Annotated in this window: 14 protein-coding genes; 6 read left to right on the top strand and 8 right to left on the bottom strand. The window is 47.7% G+C overall.

Features of this window, described 5'->3' with window-relative positions; translation table 11 throughout:
* Window positions 1–149: 149 nt before the first annotated feature.
* Both AQULUS_RS04960 and AQULUS_RS04955 read right to left on the bottom strand, forming a co-directional pair.
* Window positions 150–362 carry a cold-shock protein gene (locus AQULUS_RS04960; protein WP_148338991.1) on the bottom strand — a complete coding sequence of 71 codons (213 nt, stop codon included), beginning with the start codon at window positions 360–362 and terminating at the stop codon, window positions 150–152.
* Between the two features lie 127 nt (window positions 363–489).
* Entirely contained in the window at window positions 490–1335 is an 846-nt protein-coding gene (locus tag AQULUS_RS04955; protein ID WP_148338990.1) for a ChbG/HpnK family deacetylase, read from the bottom strand.
* A gap of 37 nt (window positions 1336–1372) precedes the next feature.
* Here AQULUS_RS04955 and AQULUS_RS04950 point away from each other — a divergent pair, with 37 nt between their 5' ends.
* Window positions 1373–3130, top strand: a complete 1758-nt coding sequence (locus AQULUS_RS04950; protein ID WP_172622740.1) for a glycosyltransferase family 39 protein — start codon at window positions 1373–1375, stop codon at window positions 3128–3130.
* Between the two features lie 51 nt (window positions 3131–3181).
* Here AQULUS_RS04950 and AQULUS_RS04945 read toward each other — a convergent pair whose 3' ends face one another.
* Window positions 3182–3589 carry a GtrA family protein gene (locus AQULUS_RS04945; RefSeq protein WP_148338988.1) on the bottom strand — a complete coding sequence of 136 codons (408 nt, stop codon included), beginning with the start codon at window positions 3587–3589 and terminating at the stop codon, window positions 3182–3184.
* Window positions 3582–4550, bottom strand: coding sequence for a glycosyltransferase family 2 protein (locus AQULUS_RS04940; protein ID WP_232051839.1), 969 nt, complete (start codon window positions 4548–4550; stop codon window positions 3582–3584). The genes AQULUS_RS04945 and AQULUS_RS04940 overlap by 8 nt, the downstream gene beginning before the upstream one ends.
* Window positions 4551–4807: 257 nt before the next feature.
* On the opposite strand from AQULUS_RS04940, the gene abc-f reads away from it, so the two are divergent.
* Window positions 4808–6421 carry a ribosomal protection-like ABC-F family protein gene (gene abc-f / locus AQULUS_RS04935; protein ID WP_148338987.1) on the top strand — a complete coding sequence of 538 codons (1614 nt, stop codon included), beginning with the start codon at window positions 4808–4810 and terminating at the stop codon, window positions 6419–6421.
* The gene (locus AQULUS_RS04930) at window positions 6399–7610 is read left to right on the top strand and encodes a multidrug effflux MFS transporter (protein ID WP_148338986.1); all 1212 of its coding nucleotides are present in this window, start codon (window positions 6399–6401) and stop codon (window positions 7608–7610) included. Before abc-f ends, AQULUS_RS04930 begins: the two co-directional genes overlap by 23 nt.
* Before the next feature lie 18 nt (window positions 7611–7628).
* Here AQULUS_RS04930 and AQULUS_RS04925 read toward each other — a convergent pair whose 3' ends face one another.
* Window positions 7629–12413 (bottom strand): hypothetical protein, encoded by a 4785-nt coding sequence (locus AQULUS_RS04925; RefSeq protein WP_148338985.1) that lies wholly within the window; start codon window positions 12411–12413, stop codon window positions 7629–7631.
* Window positions 12414–12639: 226 nt separating this feature from the next.
* Here AQULUS_RS04925 and AQULUS_RS04920 point away from each other — a divergent pair, with 226 nt between their 5' ends.
* The 3 genes from AQULUS_RS04920 (at window position 12640) to AQULUS_RS04910 (ending at window position 14451) form a co-directional block, all read left to right on the top strand.
* The gene (locus tag AQULUS_RS04920) at window positions 12640–12954 is read left to right on the top strand and encodes a DUF4286 family protein (protein ID WP_172622739.1); all 315 of its coding nucleotides are present in this window, start codon (window positions 12640–12642) and stop codon (window positions 12952–12954) included.
* A gap of 86 nt (window positions 12955–13040) precedes the next feature.
* Entirely contained in the window at window positions 13041–13337 is a 297-nt protein-coding gene (locus tag AQULUS_RS04915; RefSeq protein WP_148338983.1) for an ArsR/SmtB family transcription factor, read from the top strand.
* A 61-nt stretch (window positions 13338–13398) separates the two neighbouring features.
* Window positions 13399–14451, top strand: a complete 1053-nt coding sequence (locus AQULUS_RS04910) for an alkene reductase (RefSeq protein WP_148338982.1) — start codon at window positions 13399–13401, stop codon at window positions 14449–14451.
* 71 nt (window positions 14452–14522) lie between these two features.
* Here AQULUS_RS04910 and AQULUS_RS04905 read toward each other — a convergent pair whose 3' ends face one another.
* The 3 genes from AQULUS_RS04905 to AQULUS_RS04895 form a co-directional block, all read right to left on the bottom strand.
* A complete protein-coding gene (locus AQULUS_RS04905; protein ID WP_197737292.1) occupies window positions 14523–15779 on the bottom strand; it encodes a DNA polymerase Y family protein in 1257 nt (418 codons plus the stop codon).
* Between the two features lie 146 nt (window positions 15780–15925).
* Entirely contained in the window at window positions 15926–16522 is a 597-nt protein-coding gene (gene lexA, locus AQULUS_RS04900) for a transcriptional repressor LexA (RefSeq protein WP_148338981.1), read from the bottom strand.
* A 518-nt stretch (window positions 16523–17040) separates the two neighbouring features.
* Window positions 17041–17493 carry a Crp/Fnr family transcriptional regulator gene (locus AQULUS_RS04895; protein WP_148338980.1) on the bottom strand — a complete coding sequence of 151 codons (453 nt, stop codon included), beginning with the start codon at window positions 17491–17493 and terminating at the stop codon, window positions 17041–17043.
* Window positions 17494–17642 lie beyond the last annotated feature (149 nt).

The following is a 17642-nucleotide window of genomic DNA, read 5'->3' as shown; positions in this document are numbered from 1 at the left end:
GAGGCTTGATCGGACTTTAAGGAAAAAATCAGACAAAAAGAAACTTGTAAGCAGAATTTATTGCAAAACCTCTGCCTCATCCTGATAAAGAAAATGCCGTCCATGCGTTTATCGCTCGAACGGCATTGATCCTGAAGAATTATTCGCTGTTACTTAACAACAGAAACGTCTTCTGCCTGAAGACCTTTTTGGCCCTGCGTAACGGTGAATTCTACGCGCATGCCTTCTTCGAGCGTGCGATAGCCGTCACCACGAATAGCTCTGTAGTGAACGAACACATCTCCACCTTGATCTCGTTGAATAAAGCCGTAGCCTTTGCTGTTGTTGAACCATTTCACGGTTCCGTTTTCACGTGCTGACATACTTATTACCTTTACTAATTAAACAAAAAACCTACATCTGAGATATCTTACCGAGGGAGTAAACCTTGAGGCAGGACACACTGATGATATTCAAGTATAACAGATTGTACAGACAATAAAAGAGTCCTCAAATCCCCCCCTGAACAACGCCGCCGCGCACAAGGGCCACATCCTGGCGCCTGCAGTCTTCCGGAAACCGATCGCCTGATAGATATTGGTACTCAGCGTATCGCGCGCTGGCAATTAAATCCTGGCTTTCTGGGGCATATAATCCGGGGTGACACATGATTAATCCCCCATCCTGAACAGACTGGAGAAACTCCACAAACAGCCGGGGATAAGCGCCAACGCGGCGAAAATCATAAATTCCAGCAAATGATTGATTATATGGAATATAATTTGATTCAAGCAATTTATTGAATGCCCGCGTCCCGGACAGACGGATAATCACCTTTTTAAACGCGAGAAAAACATCCCTGAATTTGAGCGGTTCATTCACCAGTCGGATATAAGTCTTTTGCAGGCGCAAGCGCTGATGATAAACCTGAACAACAACATCACGCACGATCGGAAACTGGTGGACATGCTGATGCCCATCGAGAAACTGCGGAAGCATACCTGCCGCCTCCTGGAACCTGTCTATCTGCGCATGGCATTCCGCCTCGATGGCACGCCTGTCAAGCTGGCGCAGCAAGGCGCTGCAAAGCACCCTGGACAAAGGTTGAAACTCTTCCCCATGTTTTTTAACATATTCACTGGAAAGCGCCCGTCCCTCCGTCAGATTCACATGCAGCCCCAGGTCTGCCACGCCGGCAAACGGGCGCAGCCATTGCGCGTGTTCAACCCAGTACGGCGTATTCACCATACAGCTGACGGCAGACAGCCTGCCGGCGCGCAGCAAATTTATTATGCCCTGCGAGACTTCAGGCGCTTGCCCATAGTCATCCGCACAAAGTACAATGCGTTTCTTCATGGTAAGCCAGCTTAAAATAATCAATGAGAATCAACAAGTGTCATCTATAAACGCATTACCTAAAAACGTCTCACGGTCACGTTCCAATTGGACAACAGACATTTTCTTCCTGACCGTCATTGTCCTCTTGTGCTACCTGCTATGGCTAGGCAGTTACCCCCTGTTCACGCCGGATGAAGGGCGTTATTCCGAAGTGGCCCGGGAAATGGTCGCCAGCGGTGATTATGTGACGCCACGCGTAAACGGCGTTGCCTTTCTTGACAAACCGGTTCTGTATTACTGGCTGCAAGCGGCAGCTATTCATCTGTTCGGAATCAGGGAGTGGGCATTGCGTTTCTTTCCTGCCGTGTTTGGCACATTCGGATGCATTCTCACTTATGCTTGCGGACGCCGCCTGTTTGACCGCCGCACCGGTTTGCTTTCTGCCATTATTCTCGCCAGCGCTCCCCTGTATTTCGGCGGAGCGCATTATGCGAACCTGGACCTGGAAGTCGCGGTATTAATCAGCGCCTCGCTTCTCCTTTTTATCACCGGCGTACAGAGTGAAGGCAACGCGCGCCGCCGGCTGCTATTGGGTGCTTATACTGCGGCTGCGCTCGCATTTTTGACCAAGGGTTTGATTGGCATTGCATTTCCAGCCATGATTACCTGTGCCTGGATCATCCTGCTGTCCCGATGGCGGATCCTGCTGAACATGCATTTGATCAAAGGGCTCTTCCTGTTCGCGTTGATTGTCTTGCCATGGTATGTACTTGCTCAACAAGCCAATCCCGAATTTCTGCATTTCTTTTTCGTGACGCAGCAAGTCAGCCGTTTTCTTTCCGCCGGGGAGTTCAACAATCCTACGCCATTCTGGTTTTACATGCCTATCGTGCTCGCCGGTTTTTATCCCTGGACGGGTTTTCTGTTTCAGTCGCTGGGTGATGCTTTTCAGAAAATACGGGCAGACCGGCATGAACACCTGTCAGAATTGTATTTACTCTTGTGGGTGGCTGTCATTTTCATTTTTTTCTCCATCCCACGGTCAAAAACCATTACTTATATTCTGCCGATATTTCCCGCGCTGGCAATGCTTACAGGACGCTACCTGTCACAATACTGGGACAAAGCGAGACAGCCGGTCATCTATTGGAGTATCGCCGCGGTATTGCTTCTCGGAGTATTCATTGCTGGCGCCCTGATCTCGCTTAGCTATTACCACTGGATGGATCTGCGCCCCGGGTTTATGCCTTACCTCAAAACCATGGCAGGCTTATATCTTGTCGGCTCTCTGATTTCGCCTCTTCTGATGGGCAGGGAAAAATTATTTCCGCTGTTTGCACTTCTTGCTGTCAACAGCCTGCTAGTACTGCTGACGCTGACCGTAGGCGCGAAACATCTCAATCAAAACACAGCCAAGCCTCTCATCACTGATCTGCAAAAAATCATCAAACCGCAAGATGAAGTCATCACTTATTTCAAGTTTTACCAGGATGTCCCCTTGTATCTGCGACGCCGGATCACGATTGTCGCTGACTGGAAATCCCCTCGTATCGCTGAAAACGATAATTGGATGCGGGAGCTCTGGTATGGCATGCCATTTCAGAATACGGATGACTGGCTGATCGATGAAAATCAATTTTGGACGCGGTGGAACGGCGAAAAACGAGTGTTTGTTTTCGTGAATGAAAACTACTTTGACCAGTTTAAACTGCGCGCTCCCAGTTATTATTTTCTGGGCCAGTACCATGACATCATGTTACTGAGCAACAAGCCCACCTTATTGTCCATGGCTGCGATGTTTCCTTACCCGTAAGGCCTGCGCATGGATCAGCGTCGTTCGCGCGCGCCGCCCGGGCTGGCGGGATTACCTGAATACCCAGAGTTTGCTGGAAATGAAGGTAAAAACCGGCAAAACAGTCAATACAATGACTAACGCCACCATATACGGCAGTTTCATGGCGAGAAACAGGAAAAACAAGGCTTCATTGGCTGCAAAATTCACTATCTGCACAAACAGCAGACGCGGAAATGCGATTCGATGCAGCGCGGAGGACTCTTGAAACGTCCACAAACGGTGCCCCCAGTAACTCATCTGAAAAGAAACCGCGAAGCCGAATATATTAGCGACCAGCGGTGGAACCGTATAACCCTGCACCATGAGAACCACCGTGCCAAAATGAATAGCGGCCGCAGAAAGACCCACAATACCAAATCGGAACAGCTGCATGAGCAATGGAAGGTAGGCATTTACCGTCAGATAGATTTTATTCATCAAAACCATCTTTAATTTGAAGTAAATATTTGGGACGCTGTTTGACCTCGGTGAAAATGCGGGCGATATATTCACCCAGTATTCCGATTGAAAGCAGCTGTATTCCCCCCAGAAACATAATGGCAACCACCAGCGTGGGAAAGCCGGGCAAGTCCGCGCCATATATCATGGTAACGGTGATGATATAAATGGCGTATACCAATGCCAGCAGTGAAATGATAAAACCAACAAAACCCCATATTCGCAATGGGACATCGGAAAATGAAGTGATGCCTGTGATCGCAAGCTCCGTCAGCTTGGAAAAGCGCCAGGAACTTTTGCCGCCCGCGCGATCCATGACTTCAAAGGGAACACCTATGGCTTGATAGCCCACCCATGCGTATAAGCCCTTCATGAAGCGGGTGCGTTCAGGAAACGCGTTTAGCGCCTGGATGATTTTTCTGTCCATTAAACGGAAATCACCCGCATTATTGGGTATATCAATTTTTGTTATTTTTTGCATGACCCAATAAAACAGGTGAGCAAGGTGGCGTTTGATATAGGATTCGGAAGCCCTGTGAGTACGCACGCCATAAACCATGTCGTACCCTTCAGCCCAATGATGCAAAAACACCGGAAGCAGGTTAAGAGGATGCTGAAAATCCGCATCCATTAAAATCACCACGTCGCCGCCGCTATGCTCTATGCCGGCGGTCAGGGCCACTTCCTTGCCAAAATTTCTCGACAACCCGAGTAATTTGACATGGAAATCCTTGGGAAGAGACCGGACCTTCTCCATGGTATGATCACGACTGCCATCATCCACAATAATAATTTCGAACCGCTCCGTGAGGCTGCTCAATACAGCCTGCAGAGATTCGATAAAAGAAACAATGACTGCCTCCTCGTTATAAACAGGCACGACGCACGAGATGAAAATTGTCTTGTTTTTCAGCATGAATTCACGTTGATTGGGCAGCATAGTCGTTAGTTTGATTCTTAATGATTAAAACTCGTTCCGGACACTTTTAAGCGCAAATTATAGCAGGGATATGACTATGCAACAATGGCGCCAGGCCCGTGCATTTTCAATGTTCTTGATTATAACGGCCGGATTTTGTTAATATGTGCATTCACATTCAAGAGGTTCTTTCAAGCATGCGCAACTAAAGCTTTCATTCGGTGACTGCCAAGCAATACGCTGACAGTCAGGGTTCAACCTGTTCCGAGAGCTTTATCATGACGCATAAAACACCCCAAATTTTGATAAACCATTTAAACTATGCCACTGCCAGCGGCAAACCCCTATTCCAGGGATTGTCACTGTTTCTGGGTAATGAACGAACCGGCATCGTCGGCCGCAACGGCATAGGGAAATCCAGCTTGCTGAAATTAATTGCCGGTGAACTTTCCCCCGTCTCCGGATCCATACAGGTGCAGGGGACATTAGGTTATTGTCCACAAATATTTCAACCTGCGGAAACCGTCACAGTGTCAGAACTGTTAAACGTCAGACAAAAAATAGAAGCCCTGACACGCATTGAAAACGGAAGCACGAATGACGCCGATTTCCTGGCTGTTGGAGATGACTGGACCCTGCACGGGCGCGTCATGCAGCAATTATCAGCTTTCGGGCTTGCTCACCTGGCCCTGGACCAGCCGGTGCATTGCCTGAGCGGAGGGGAAAAAACACGTCTGCTGCTCTGCCGGGCACTCAATACTGATGCGGATTACCTGATTCTCGATGAACCCACCAATAATCTGGATATGGACGCCAGACGCCATCTCTATCAGAGAATTTCCCAATGGGAAAAGGGAATGCTCATTGTGAGCCATGACCGCGTTCTGCTAAATCTCATGCAGCACATCATTGAATTGAACACGTTAGGCATGACCCAGTACGGCGGCAATTTTGACCATTACCAGGAACAAAAAGCACTACTTCAATCCGCGCGGGAACATGAAGCGGCTGACGCACGAAAAACGCTGGCAAAAACCAGTGCCGCGCTTCAGCTTGCGCGGGAGCGCGCAGAACAGAAACGCGCGCGGGGGCGGCGTCTGTTTACGACCGGCAAAATTGACAGGCTGTTCGCCAATTCCAAAAAAGGACGCAGCGAGCGCACACAAGGCAGAATGGCCAGGCAAAAGGAAAGCCTCACCCATATTGCGGAGCAGAGGCTGGAACAAGCGCGGGCCAATATAGAAATAACACGTGAGATTCAGCTCAATCTACAAGAGAGCTGTATACCCAACGGCAAAATTCTGCTTGAAATCAAAGAACTGTCATTTTCCTACGATAAAGAGCAGCCGGTCATCCATCAGTTTAACCTGCATCTTGCAGGGCCGGAACGGATTGCACTAATCGGGCGCAATGGCAGCGGTAAAACGACCCTGGTCAAACTCATACTGGGGGAATTGGAAGCAGAAGCGGGCAAGATATACCTGGGAACTGATCACATCAGTTATCTGGACCAGAATGCCGCCTCTCTTGATCCGGAGCTTTCCATCCTGGATAACTTTCTTGCAGTCAACCCGGACGCCACCACACTGGATGCATACGCTGCCCTGGCAACATTTTTATTCAGAAACACAGCCGCTCAGCGCCTGGTAAAGCACCTGAGCGGAGGTGAAAAACTGAGAGCGGAACTCGCCTGTACCCTGCTATCCAGGCAACCGCCCCGGTTATTGATCCTGGATGAACCAACGAATCATCTGGATCTGGAAAGCCTGGCGAGTGTGGAGTCGGCGTTAAAAGATTTTCAAGGAGCAATCATCGCGATATCACACGATGAAAAATTTCTGCATAATATCAATATTACGAGGTTAATCTATGCACCCTTCACCCACACATGACAATCCCCTGACGCGTTCAGTGTTTTTCATTATCATTTTATTCACATCACTCGCGCAAATCACAGCAGACATGTATACACCATCGCTGCCTTACATCGCCAAATCATTCAACGTACCCAACACGGCGATACAATTTACCATGGCTGTCTATATGCTGGGGTTCAGTTTGTCCCATCTGTATTATGGCCCGCTGTCAGACCGCGTCGGGCGCCGCTATCCGATTTTGCATGGAATTTTCCTGTGCATGCTGGGAAGCCTGGTCTGCGCTTTCGCGCCCTCGGTAAAAGTAGTTCTTGCCGGCCGTCTAATCCAGGGATTCGGGGTGGGAGCCTGCAGCTCAGTCGGACGTCCCGTTTTGCGTGACCTATTGTCCGGGGGCCAGCTGGCGCGTCTTGGTTCACATCTGGGCATGATCAACGTTTTTGTGGTGGCAGCCGCGCCTATCGCAGGCGGATACATACAACACTGGTCTGGATGGCGCGCAAACTTCGCAGCTCTCTTCATCTATTCTGCGGTTACCTGGATACTGTTTTTCAAAGTTCTGCCTGAGACCAATAAACATCTGGATCCCGACGCGACCCGGTTCAGAGAAATGTGCAAAAATTACTGGAAAGTCATCACGAACAGAACATTTCTCGGTTATACCTTCTGCTCCTGTTTTGCTTATGCAGGACTCATTTCCTATCTTACCATCGCGCCATTTCTGCTGCAGTCACTGATAGGCCTAACACCGGTGGAATACGGATGGCTTTCACTCTTCAATGCCTCATCGTTTTTCATCAGCACCTTTATCAACGCCCGCCTGATCATGTCCAAGGGAATTGCCAGGATGGTCTCTATAGGCAATCTCTTAATGCTGATCAGCGGATTGTCAATGTTATCCTGCGGACTGCTTGGCTGGCTTAATCCATTTGTTATTGTCACACCCATTGTTATTTTTTCCATGGGCGCAGGATTTACTTTTTCAAACGCTTTCGCCGGCGCGTTTCATCCTTTTCCCAAAATGGCCGGCACAGCCGGCGCGCTGTACGGCTGTATTCAGGTGCTGGGCGCCGCCTTGATGAGCGCGGGCATTTCCATCCTGCCAGAACACAATCAAATACCGCTGGCACTGGTGCTCACGCTTCTTGGTTTATTTTCCTTGATGTCACTGCGATTGCTGGTTGGCATAAAAACAGAGGCGCCTTGAAACAAGAAAAAGTCAATCTTACTTGGTTCTGGTAATGCAGGTGTTCGCCGGTTTCTGGACCAGTTCGTCAATATGGCGCAATTTTGCAATTCTCAAGGCGTCTTCCAGCATCTTTTTGAATTCCTTGGCCTTGTAATATTCCGGCTTTTTTTCAAGCTCTTTTTGAGACAGTTCATCCAGAATCTGCTCAATGCAGGATGGGACCGCGTCCATTTTCGCCGCACCGGTATACACCAGAGAAAGTACCTTGTGCAGCCTGATCAGTAATATCACTTTTCTTGCATTGGCATCACGATCAATTCTCAGCTCTTGCCTGACAAAAGGTAATTGCCCTTCGGATACCACATCATCGATCTTGGCGCATACGCGCATGAACGTCTCGCCCGGATCGCCTGATTTAACTTTCATTTTGGAAAAAATATACTTTTCAACGCTGGCAGTAATAGCATGAGCCACAAACTGCAAATGGAATGCTTTTAATACTGGCTGCAGCAGGGCTGGATTTTCCTCCCGGGACTCAGACCAGAGATTGAAAACGCCGAGCGGCGACACTCCGGCCAAGGCGGCACTGGAAGCTATACTGGTCATTTGCGGGTAGGCGGCAAGAAACCTTGCGGCAAATTCATTAAACCGCCCTATCGGTATGCACGACATCACGCCATGCAGTGTTTTCGCTACATGCTTGGCATAATGAGGGACAAGTTGCGGATTTTGACCGATTTGAAGAAATTTATTCACACATGCAATTGACAACGCAACCGGATCATCGGCAGGATCTCTTATTGACGCATCCCTGAGCAAACGCTTGTTATATTCAGCATGAATCGCATCGCGCCTCGCATTGATATTACAGCCCAATGCCATAATTTTTTCCACCACAAGCCTGATTTCAGCCACATCGTCAAGACTTTCCAAAATAAACGCGCGCCGCCCGGCTATTTTATCCGTATCATCAATGGCGTTCGCCAAAGAAAGCAGCATTTCAGGCATGGTCAGATACATATTTTCACACCGGGCCAGGATAATCAGAATTTTTTTGAGATGCGATGCCATGGCAAGATGAAAATTCAACAAACCATCAATATAAATATCACGCAAGCCATCCATCTGACCGGCCGGAATATTGGATAATACTTTTTCAAGAAAGTTCAGGTACGCCTCAATGTTAAGGAACGATACCATTTCCTTCTTTTCAACTTCATGCATGACAAGAATAAGCTGCGACATTAACTCATGAATGCTTTTATTGTCATATACCGCATCCTGGCTAGACTGACCCAAAAACCTCAGCAGTTTTTTGGTCAGCATGGCAAGCGTGACACCAAACTCTATGCTGGATACATCTTCCAAAAACGCCTGACCCGCATTGTTATCCATTTTATGAAAAAAAATCCTGAGGCATTTCAGGTTTTGAATCATATCAACCAGGGATTGATACTCATCTTCATCGACATTGAAATCATGACAAGATTTTTCAGCTTGCAGAATCAATGACACCACATATTCACATATCTTTTTTGCCTCGTCTTCGCCAAACAGATGAAATGGATGGAAATATTCAAGATTAGCCTGCAGCCAGGCGCCAAACAGCGGCGCCTGGTTATTGAGAAATTGATAAATACAGCGTACATGGTATTGACGCGCCAATGCGGGATCAAAAAGAGAAATGATCTCCTCGCGCATTTCAGTCCAGGGTCGATTGTCTATATAGTGATCGAGGAACAATCGAAATGACTGTCCGCTTTCATGTATAAATAAATAAGGATCAATAAGAGGGAAATCCGTGCGAAAAAGTGAACATTTGAACTCTTCCAGCCTTTGCTGGTCATTCTCTTCCGGTTTATCATTCAGCATGAGTGATACGACACAGCGGGCCCGATACACACTGACATCCGCCGGTGATCCAAACATCTCGATAACTCTCGCTGTAACAGGATCCCAGGCCGGCTGGCGGTCGCTCATGACATTATCAATAACAGTCCGTTCATAATAGTCTCGTTCCTGCAAAAACAGGGCCCGGCATTCCGACACAGAAGCATAGGCATTAAAAAATGCCAGATCACCAGATTGTATGCCCTTGCCGCCGCCCGCCCGAATATATTCAAGCCGCTTGCGCGCATATGGCAGTATATATTGTGCCAGCGCATTTGTGTCCCGCAAACGATCTGGCGGAAACAACGTAGCGATCAGGCTGCCGATAACAGGCTGAGAGCCATCAAAGTCATCCAGATGAGCATTCAGGAGTCTGGCAATGTCCCCGCTATCGGTAAGTTTGCGAACAATTTTGACGCCAAATTTTTCAATTGCAGAAATTCTTTCCAGGATGGAAACGTATTGCTGGAAACCGCCGTGAGCAGACGGATTAGGCAACATGCGCATACCAAGATCTATCAGTATTTGCGCGCTTGCTGAAAAGACAGTATCAATAAGCGCGGCTTGATACGGCAGATGCAAAAAGACCGCTTCAATTTTTGTGATGAGGTCATTAATATTCCGGACATTAATCATTTCTGATTCATGACGAAGATAGCCATTCAGATCCGATTGCGCCATATTGGCTTGAATATTCTCATATAAATTACGCTGCCAGTTCCGGTGAACACGGGCAAGCGTTTCGTCGCAATGCGTCATTAACAGCGTCAGCATTCTGTCCATTTTATAATTCAGAAATGACTTGCCAAGCGCTGCCTGGATGTTGGATTTGAAGAGAGCCGCCAACTCTGTCAGGCGATCCATCGCCTTGACAAAGCTTGCGTTGAAATGCAGGGATTGCAGCTTGAGGAATGGACACACCCCCGCATAGGGAGTAACAACATTGATTAAATACGCACCCGCTTCGCTGATATCATGAATAAGCTCGCGATTAGCCATGAGGAACGCCCTGCGGGTTGATTTGGGATTATTGAGCGCACCGGCATCAACCATTTCCTCAATCAGAACGGGTACATAAATGACATCGCCGCCTGTCAAGACACGAATACTCACAGGCAGAAATTCTGTCCAGTTGAAATGGTACATGTCTGCAAGCTGCCTGCTTCTTTCCAGGTCGAATTTTCCAGGCTGTGCCGCTTCATTTATAAAATAAGCAATCCAGTTAAAATGCGAATAACGGTCGTGATAAAAACTCTGACGGTAAAACACTGCCAGCAGCCCGAGACGGCTTGCCACCGCTTTCCTTGCCGTCTCAACTTCCGCCATATTACTATTTGTCACCGGCCAAAATTGATAATGAGCCATCAATTTCGCGATGCGCTCCCTGATCGAGGTATCGGAGAGAATACCGCTATGATTATCAATATATCTCAGAATAAAAAAGTTCAAATCGCATTTGAGCGCAGCCTGATTCAACGCAAAATAGCTTGCGTAATTCCGCTGAAACACATTGATACGAATATTGAGCGCATGCAGCAAGGGCAATCCACGAAAGTCTCCGCTGATAACATTCTCCATTAACGCGGCGGCCTCAACTTCAAACTGATGCATCAGGCATTGCTGAACCCGGGTCAGCATCTCTCCAAAATCGCGCGCGCACTCATCAAGCTTGTTTTCAATTTGCGGATTTTTGAGTTTTTTATTTGTCTGGATCCGCATCTGATAACATTGACGCGCTTCCCTGATCAATGCATCCAGCTGGTCAGCCAACGCGAGCGCGGCATCGGCTTCCAGCATGATCTTTTCCAGCACACGATGTTTAATCGTTTCAAACTGGTTAACAAGAAAATAAACAACAGGATCTTTATTGACCGCGGCGCATTCAGCCTCACACCACCCTATGGGAGGCGTAAACACGCTCAAACCGCTCACGTCACGTTGTATCATCCGCCTGAAGAATTGTCGATCCGAATCATGATCTTCTACTTCAGCACAATATTTACTGATCTGTAATACAAACTGCCTGCAACACTCATAAGTCAAGCCTTGCCGGCGCCTCACTTTAAGCTGATCGAATATTTCCTTTTTACTCTGATCTTCCCTGATGATACGATGACCGATTCTGTATTCTATTTTTTCAACCATATCATGGATGACATCATCATAGCGAAGGTCATGCAATCTATCCGCACTTTTCAAGCGAGCCGCCATGGAAGCAATAGCATGCATTTTGACGGTCTTGATCTGTCTTGCAGTCATAACACAATAGCTTTGGATTGCAAGTCTGGCGGGAATGGATAAATTAGCCCTGGAAAAGTCCATCATTTGACCAAATCTGATGATGTTGAAATCCATATTATTATAGATTTCATATAACCTTAATAATTCCTCACTGCAGCAGCAGGCGAAATGTTTTTGCACACTCCACTCATTGTGGATATCTGCGAGGCTTTCATTCCAGACAATCTCATCGTTTAATATCCCAAGATAGGTTTTATACAAGAGCATGATATGTCGATAATTGGTAATCTCCCGCCTGATTTCGCGAATACGGTCAAGATTCTTATGCAATTGTTGCCTGATCGATGGCAGTGCGGCAGAGCAGTCCGGCTTGCATGCTTCCAATTCATCATTCAATACATTGTAACGGTGTTTCTCCCTATCGGTCAGTCCTGCGCCGCTCAGCTGGCTTGCGTCCAGGTTTCTGATGCGTTCTATTAGTGAAAACAGTTCCTTGCAGCTAGGGTCGGTTGAGATAAATGTTTTTAATGCGTCTGCCTGGACACAGGAAAGAATGATATGGCTGTCTCTTGCCAAATCCATGATGACTTCATAAGTAAACGGCGTCAGGCAAGTGCTGGATGGCGGCCGCCGCGCTTGTGATGCGGCAGCAGAGTCAGGTTCTGACAGATGGGATCTTATTACGCTCATGGTTTATTTCTCGATATATTAGATTTTGAAATATCAACCAGGCTGTCCGTTTTGATCTCCCGTATTTAACTAATGCTATACCAAGTTGCGGGGCTGTTTTCAAGAAAAACCCATGCCTGTGTCTATCCCCATCTCTAAAATAAAATCATGGCTTAATGCCAGCCCCTGTTTTACTATACAATGGGAGTCACAATGGGGGGAGTCAGATATCGGATTGAGGATATTTATGGTTATCTATGAAGTTAATTTGAGTATCAACAATGATATTTTTCAGGAATATTATGAATGGCTGCTGCCTCACATTCAACAAATGCTGTTATTTAACGGATTCATAAAATCGGAAATCGGCATGGTTGAAAACAATGAAGATGACAATCAAAATCATCTTCGCGTAAGTTATACCGTAGACTCTTATGACAACCTGCAGCATTATTTTGACCACCATGCCTCTGAAATGCGCGCTGAAGCCATCAACCGGTTTGGAGATAAAATTAACGTCACCCGGCGTATCATTCTCGAACCTCTCACTCTCTGCGCCTGATATCCAGGCGTCTGGCCCCGCCCAATATCTCTTAGCGTTGCAAACGCATTAATTGACATATCGGAAAAACTCGATATAATAGCGGCATGAATCTGCAAATTATTCTGAAAGCGCTGTCCAACGAGAAACGCCTTAAAATTCTTCATTGGCTCAAAGAGCCAAAAAAGCATTTCACATCACAGCATTGCGATGTTGAAAAAGATGGTGTTTGTGTAGGCCTGATTGAAGAAAAAATAGGATTATCACAATCCACTGTTTCTCAATACCTTATGCTGATGCAGCAAGCCGGGTTGATTACTACCGAGCGGCGCGGACAATGGACATACTGCAAACGTAACGAAAAAAACTTAAAAGCCGTAATCAAACAACTATCTGACTTATAAAATAATTTATTTTTATATATCGAAAATTCGCGATATATCAATATATTGAAAAGAGGACCCTATGGCGATCCCCCACATATTTTCTACCTATACCTTAAATTCTTTATTGAGTTTAAAAAATAGAATTGCTATGGCGCCCATGACCCGCGTGCATGCCGACGCCCTGCTTGTTCCCACATCCGAGATGGCGCGCTACTATGCCCGCCGCGCCGATGCCGGCCTGATCATCACCGAGGGCACAGTGATACAACGCAACGCGCGTGGACACGATCATGTTCCAGGCATATTCAATCACGACCAATTGCAAGCATGGAGACAAGTCACCAGCGCTGTGCATGCAAACCAGGGTTTGATTTTCATGCAACTCTGGCATACCGGCCGCGTCTCGCATCCCTCCTTTCTTGATGGCTCTCTGCCTTTATCTTCTTCCGAAACTATCATGTCAGGGCGCGTCACGCGCGCACAAGGTTTGCAGTATGGCAAATCACGCGCCGCCACCAGACAGGAAATCCAGGATATCGTTCAGTCTTACGCCCGCGCAGCCAGTAATGCGTTCTCCGCAGGCTTCGATGGAATTGAGATTCATGGAGCAAATGGTTACCTCATTGATCAGTTCTTACATCATGATACTAACAAACGCACGGATGAGTACGGCGGCACACCCGAAAACATGTCGCGTCTTGCTCTGGAGGTTTTGCATGCCTGCGGCAATGCCATAGGCTATGAACGGGTTGGCATGCGCCTGTCCCCCGGCGCATATCTGAACGAGATTTCAGGCAACTTGCGTGACGGGCTGGTTTTCCGACACTTGCTGAAACAATTAAACCGTATTCCCATGGCATATGTGCATACTGGAAATTTTGATGACGCCAGGAAATTCCCCGAATTGGATAACATGACCATGACTTCATTTATCCGTACCCACTATCAGGGCACATTAATTGCTTGCGGCGGGTATACATTTGCCAGCGCAGAACTTGGCATCTCCAACAATGATTTCGATCTGGTCGCCATGGGCAGGCCGTTTATCGCAAATCCTGATCTTGTTCAGCGTCTACGCACTCAGCTCCCGCTCAAACCCTATGACGCCGCGATGTTAAATACACTCTATTAAAAAACACGCGAGTTACTCTGCCTCCATATTATCTCCGATATCACGGACAATCCTACATGCACTAGTTTTTTTTAAATGGTTTGCCTATGACCGTCCGGTTTCCATGCCGGCGCAATTACATTGGGTGTTGCAGAGCGAAACAAAAGCGGCGCCGGCCCAATGGTAAATTCACCAAACCGATCATTGATATCATCCACTACATCATTAATCTGGCAGCGCCTTATATCCGGAGCGGTAAAAAAATCCAGCTGCAACCCGCCAGAACCAGGATCCAGAGCCGTCACCTGAATCTGGCACACCGACTCACCCTCCCATCGCTGCGCCAGTAAAAATGAACCCAGCTGGAAAATCTCCCTACCGTCGTTAGTCGGTTGCAGGGTTTGACCTACTCCGCCAAGCCAGCCAAATTCCCGGCTGCGCAGACCGGCAAAAAAATGCTGCGCGTGAAAGTGGTGATGGCGCAGGCGTGACGCCAGTTTTTCACACATATGCATGAGATAGGTTTCCACCACATGCATATCCCGTGTGCCAGGCGGCATCACCTTGCCATGCCCCATTGATTTCGGGCTGGCAACCTGTGTATGCACGGGATCAGGGTCCGCGCCCTGGCACATATACCAGATACGCCGGCCAAGATTGCCGAAGCGCTTCGCCAGCACGCTGATTGGCACCTTCTCCATGTCACCGCATGTCAGCACACCGTGTCTGGCAAGAAAACCGCCTATACCCGATTTGATACCGCAAAGCTCTGTTACAAGCACATGTTTCAACCGCTCTTTCGACTGCCATGGCGGAATCACTGTAAACCCGTTGGGTTTTCGCTGTTTCGCCGCAAACTTTGCAGTGGTTTTGTCGCCGCTTACACCAACAGAACACAACAGTCCTGAAGCTTTGAAGACCAGTTCCCTGGCCATTAACCCCATTGCCTCTGGCGTACCAAACAAAGACTGACAGCGCGTCACATCCAGGAATGCTTCATCAATGGAAAAAATTTCCATATCTGGTGTCAGGGAGGCCAGTGCCTCCATGATGGCACGCGATACTTGTACGTAGCGTTCAGGATGCGCCGGCACCTGAATCAGGTCAGGACACAATCGCTTCGCTTCATCTAAGCGCATGCCTGTTTTAATCCCAAATGCACGGGCTTCATACGAACTGGTGATCACACAAGTCCCCTGTTTGCCATTTGTGACCGCCAGCGCGCGCCCGCGCCACTCAGGATGATCGAGCTGCTCAACCGAAGCAAAAAATGCATTCATATCGACAAGAATGATTGCTCTCGGCCAATACTTTCCTGCTTGTTGAGCTGTCTGCCAAAGCATAGTCATACCTGGAAATCAATTTGCACTGACCACGAGACATGAACCTCAAAATCAGTTTAATACTTCTCCCTCGCAATGATCCTCGTCATGGCGTAACGCAGCTTCATGCGAGAGAGAAAGTATTAAACGCCACACTTGCACTAAAACACCTGTCACATCTTTAATCTCAATAACCCAATAAACACACCTTGAATTCGTACGCGATGCGGCAAATAAGCCTTGGGCTTCAGGGCAGGATTGGCTGGAACCAGCGTAACCCTGTCCCGTATCCTGTAAGAAATACGCTTTAAAGTCGCATCATGCTCATCAACCAGAGCAACTACAATATCGCCTTCCCCAGCCTGTGCCGCATGCCTGCAAATCACAAAGTCACCTTCCAGGATACCTTCTTCCACCATGGAATCTCCTTTGACTTCAAGCACAAAGTGACCCTCACCTTTCACTAGCGGACCCAGGTCCAGGGTTTGCCTCTCTTCAATTGCTTCAATGGGTACACCTGCCGCAATCCGACCCATTAATGGCAGCAAAAATTCGCTGCTGCCAGCCACCTGAATATTACGGTAACCCTGCTTGTGAAACTCAAGTCGGCCGGCTGCAACCAGAGCATGTATGCTGCGACTGACAAGACTGATGGACTTGGGGCTGATACCAATGCCGCGGGCAATTTCTTGCAATGACGGGGAATACCCATGCAGGGAAATATACTGCCGAATATAATCATAAATTCTGCCTTGCAGAGGCGTTGTCATTAACTTTCACCATTTATTCACTTATTATTAGATTAGTGAATAAATGGTGAAAGATCAAGAAGAATAAAACCGGGTTGATGATTCCCGCTGCCTCTTCGTCATTCCCGCGTAAGCGCAGCAGCGTCCGGTAAAGCATGATGACGAGGAAGTGCGCGGGAATAAGAGGAATAAACAACCGCCCTTCGAGACGGCTGCTGTGCAGCCTCCTCAGGGCGAACGGTGGTGAAAATCCCGTTCGTGGTGAGGAGTTGCGAGTAGCGGCGTATTCGATTTCCGTTCGTGGCGAGGAGCCGCGCTAGCGGCGTACCTTTCGTTCGTGTTGAGGAGCCGCGCTTGCGCGGCGTCTCGAACCATGAACTCTGGTTATGGATTCCCGCTTACGCGGGAATGACGAGAGGGGTGAACAGCTCTTCAAGACAACGGGAACGACAAATGCATCGAAAAATAATCAAGGATGGGGAGCAACAGGCGCGCGAACCGAAAGCCTTGGCGCTGCGCCAGGCCAAGGCCTGCAAGAATCAAAACTTTTCGTTAAGAATATTTTCGGCGTGTTTATGCATGATATCGCTTACATGAGAATGAGCCAGGGCAAATCCATGAAACGCGGCAACGCTCAGCCGGTATAAAACCATGTCCGTCATGGCGACCACTGTCGCCGTACGTTTACCGCTGATAGAGTAAAACCCGGTTTCATTCAAGCCAATAGCATCACCTGAGCTTAAAATCGCAACCGAATTTACAACCGGTGCATTATCTTTGATAGTGACATGTCTGACATCAGCGGTTCCACTTGCAATCAGGTAAATACTGTCAACCGGATCCCCTTCCTTGACAATGGTTTGTTCCGATGCGACTTTTTTCTCGGAGAACAAGGAAGCAAGCTCTTCTGTTTCCTTGTCCGTTAACTGGGAAAACACAGGCTGTTTTTTGACCAATTGTATCCTGAGGGTTAAATCAGCTGATTCATCCATATATCACATCCTAAATGTATATATTTAATATTAATTCCATAAGACCAAGAATGCCAGTTAAAAAACACGTTAACCTTATTTTTGCTCATTAAGACACCATGAACGCAAGACAAGAAGGCATCACGAGAAGGCAAGACATGGAATTTTTT

It is taken from the genome of Aquicella siphonis (assembly GCF_902459485.1).
Classification (GTDB): domain Bacteria; phylum Pseudomonadota; class Gammaproteobacteria; order DSM-16500; family DSM-16500; genus Aquicella; species Aquicella siphonis.
Note: the sequence above shows the minus strand (reverse complement) of the source record. Positions and strands in the feature narration are given on the sequence as shown.

Excerpts from the sequence above, each read along its gene's own strand:
- AQULUS_RS04915 (WP_148338983.1), top strand. The coding sequence starts at position 13,041 with ATGAATCTGCAAATTATTCTGAAAGCGCTGTCCAACGAGAAACGCCTT.
- AQULUS_RS04945 (WP_148338988.1), bottom strand. The coding sequence starts at position 3,589 with ATGAATAAAATCTATCTGACGGTAAATGCCTACCTTCCATTGCTCATG.
- AQULUS_RS04895 (WP_148338980.1), bottom strand. The coding sequence starts at position 17,493 with ATGGATGAATCAGCTGATTTAACCCTCAGGATACAATTGGTCAAAAAA.
- AQULUS_RS04930 (WP_148338986.1), top strand. The coding sequence starts at position 6,399 with ATGCACCCTTCACCCACACATGACAATCCCCTGACGCGTTCAGTGTTT.
- AQULUS_RS04960 (WP_148338991.1), bottom strand. The coding sequence starts at position 362 with ATGTCAGCACGTGAAAACGGAACCGTGAAATGGTTCAACAACAGCAAA.
- AQULUS_RS04920 (WP_172622739.1), top strand. The coding sequence starts at position 12,640 with ATGGTTATCTATGAAGTTAATTTGAGTATCAACAATGATATTTTTCAG.
- AQULUS_RS04910 (WP_148338982.1), top strand. The coding sequence starts at position 13,399 with ATGGCGATCCCCCACATATTTTCTACCTATACCTTAAATTCTTTATTG.
- AQULUS_RS04905 (WP_197737292.1), bottom strand. The coding sequence starts at position 15,779 with ATGACTATGCTTTGGCAGACAGCTCAACAAGCAGGAAAGTATTGGCCG.
- AQULUS_RS04955 (WP_148338990.1), bottom strand. The coding sequence starts at position 1,335 with ATGAAGAAACGCATTGTACTTTGTGCGGATGACTATGGGCAAGCGCCT.
- lexA (WP_148338981.1), bottom strand. The coding sequence starts at position 16,522 with ATGACAACGCCTCTGCAAGGCAGAATTTATGATTATATTCGGCAGTAT.
- AQULUS_RS04940 (WP_232051839.1), bottom strand. The coding sequence starts at position 4,550 with ATGCTGCCCAATCAACGTGAATTCATGCTGAAAAACAAGACAATTTTC.
- abc-f (WP_148338987.1), top strand. The coding sequence starts at position 4,808 with ATGACGCATAAAACACCCCAAATTTTGATAAACCATTTAAACTATGCC.
- AQULUS_RS04925 (WP_148338985.1), bottom strand. The coding sequence starts at position 12,413 with ATGAGCGTAATAAGATCCCATCTGTCAGAACCTGACTCTGCTGCCGCA.